This is a genomic window from Actinoplanes sp. NPDC051633 (assembly GCF_040681735.1).
Lineage (GTDB): Bacteria > Actinomycetota > Actinomycetes > Mycobacteriales > Micromonosporaceae > Actinoplanes.
In genome coordinates, this window is the sequence record NZ_JBFAZH010001174.1 from 1 (window position 1) to 2,387 (window position 2,387).

Annotated in this window: 2 protein-coding genes; both read right to left on the bottom strand. The window is 73.0% G+C overall.

Features of this window, described 5'->3' with window-relative positions; genetic code table 11:
• A partial coding sequence (locus tag AB0M20_RS38595) for a hypothetical protein (protein ID WP_364305897.1) occupies nt 1–1,343 on the bottom strand: 1,343 nt, incomplete at its 3' end.
• Nucleotides 1,344–1,623: 280 nt separating this feature from the next.
• The coding region (locus AB0M20_RS38600) for a hypothetical protein (RefSeq protein WP_364305898.1) at nt 1,624–2,387 on the bottom strand (764 nt) is incomplete at its 5' end.

Sequence of the window (2,387 nt, forward strand, 5' to 3'; positions counted from 1 at the left end):
TCCCTCACGTCGCCCAGAGTCGCGGCGAGCACGGCGGTCTTGGTCGCCGTCCGGAAGATCGACACCGCGTTACCGGCGATGTCGGTGATGCCAGCTTCGCGTTCCTGCTGGGTGAACGGCAGCCTCGCGTGCGGGCCGATGCGGAACACCGGAAGGTCGTCGTGCTGGCGAGCCACGGCGCCGCCGTCAGCCGCCGGGTAGGTGTCGAAGTTGCCGAGGCTGATTCCTTCGATGTCGGTTTCCCGGTTGCCGGTGCAGAAGACGACGACGTCGTAGGTGCGGCCCTCGATGAGTCCGGTTCCGGGTAGAGCGACCGGCAGTACCCGGCGCCGGCGCATGGTGAGTCGCCGGACACCGAAGCGGTCCGGGCGCAGGTACCGGCCGATGGCCTGGTATCTGCCGGTGATCTCCTGCTGCCATTGCTCGCACGTGGTTGGCAGCTCGTCGGCGTACCAGTCGATGCGGTCGACACGGTCCAGCGCGGCGGCGGCCATCGGCGGCTGCGGGGCGATGCCGAGGCAGGACTCGACCGCGCACTTGGCGGAGTTGCCGCTGCCGACCACGGCGACGCGGCGCAGCCCGCGCAGTGGCCAGCTGCCGGCCATGCGGTGCATGAATTGCGGGAAGGTGAGGATGGTGGTGCCGTTGGCGACGTCCTGGCCCGCCGGGTCTCCCACGCCGCGGGCGTCGATGATCCGGCCGGCGATCAGCGGTTCACGATCGGCCAGCTGGATCTCGACCCTGGCGCCGTCGCGGTCGACGGACCGGACCTCGGCCTGGGTCACCACGTCGGCGTACTGGGCCAGGGCGAGGCGGATGACGAACGCCAGGTCGGTGTTGGTCTGGTATTCGCGCATGGAGACGTTCGCGGCCTGGATCGGCGCGCCGGGCAGGTAGTTCAGGCTCGCGCCCTGATCCCCGGCCAGTCCGGCGCTGCCGGCCCGGTTGCGGGAGTTGAGGTAGAACGTCGGCCGGGCGGTCATGGCGAACGTGCCGCCGGCCCGCTCGTGGCGTTCCAGCACCAGTGGTCTGGGGTAGCCGCTGAGCACGCGGACGGCGGCATACACCGCGGCGTGCACGCCGCTGCCGATGATGACCTCCCGATCGGACCTGCTGTTGTCCAATGCGCGCTGCCGGCGCGACTGGTCCGACCAGTAGGCGTCCAGGACTTCGTCGGCGAAGGCGCGGCCGGCCGGGTCGAGGGCGATACCGGTGAGCTGAGCCTGCGTCAGGCTGGGGAACTCCGACTGGCGTTGCATGATCATGCGCAGTCCTTGGGCGGCGGATTCCCGCAGGCCGACGGCGGTGAGCAGGGACTCGATCTGTGCGGATGGTTGGAACATGGATTCCCGGATCCTTTCTCGGGTTTCCGGGGCACCGCGCCGGCCGCGCACGACCCGGGGGATCCCCGGGGTTCACGGCACGCGGCCGGCACGATCCCCGGAAGGGTCGACACGTTGGAGAAGGGCTCTGGCGGTTGCCGGCCCCGGTGGGTGAAGCGCCGACCTCGTCGGCGTGGCACGTTCGGGGCGCGGATGGCCCCGGCATTCGATCGGCGGTGCTCGCGCGGAGCTCCGCACCTGGTGGCCGAGTGGACGCCCGCCCGGGTTCGCTACCGCGGGGTCAGCCGCGCTCGCCGGGTTGCAGGCGGCGCTGGGCTGCGCCGAGGATCCGCACGGTGGTGCTGGCGGCGATCGGCAAGTTCTGCGGCCCGCGCAGGAACGGGTGGATGTAGACCGGCCGGCGCAGCGCCCGGCCGGGTCCGTAGGGCTGGTTGCGCCAGTGCCCGGCCACCCACACCCGGGCTGCGGCGGGCCGCCGCTGCCCGCTCGCCGGTCGTGCAAGCTGGCCGGTGCGGGGCCCGCGGATGCGCAGCACGCGCACGTCCGGTGCCGGGCGCCCGGCCCGGGCGTAGGCGCGGGTGATCGCCGTGTCGACGACCGCCGGTTCGGCGGCGGCGATCTGCTGCGCGATCAGCAGCCAGGTGGTGATCAGCGGCCGATGAACCTGCCGGGGACCTCCGGTGATGGCGTTGCCGGGGCCGCCGGCCGTGGTCAGGCGGTCGGCGCGGATCGGGGCGAGCCAGCCGACCTGGTCGCGCAGCCGTTGCAGGGCGGCCCCGTCCAGACCGGCGCCGATGGTGCGGTAGGTGACCACGTCCAGGTCGTCGCCGTCGGTGGTCCACGACGCTGCGGCTACCTCACCGCCGATCGGCTCGGCCCACAGCAGCAGGCCGTGCGGGCTGGGCGCCAGCTCGGGGGTGACGGCGAGCGCCGGGAGGTCGGCGGCGGCCTGCGCGGCCAGCTCGGTGAAGCTGCCGTCGATCCAGAACAGCCGGGCCTGGTCGAGGCCGGCGGCGGCCTGCGCCCGGTCGGCGGGGCCAGCGG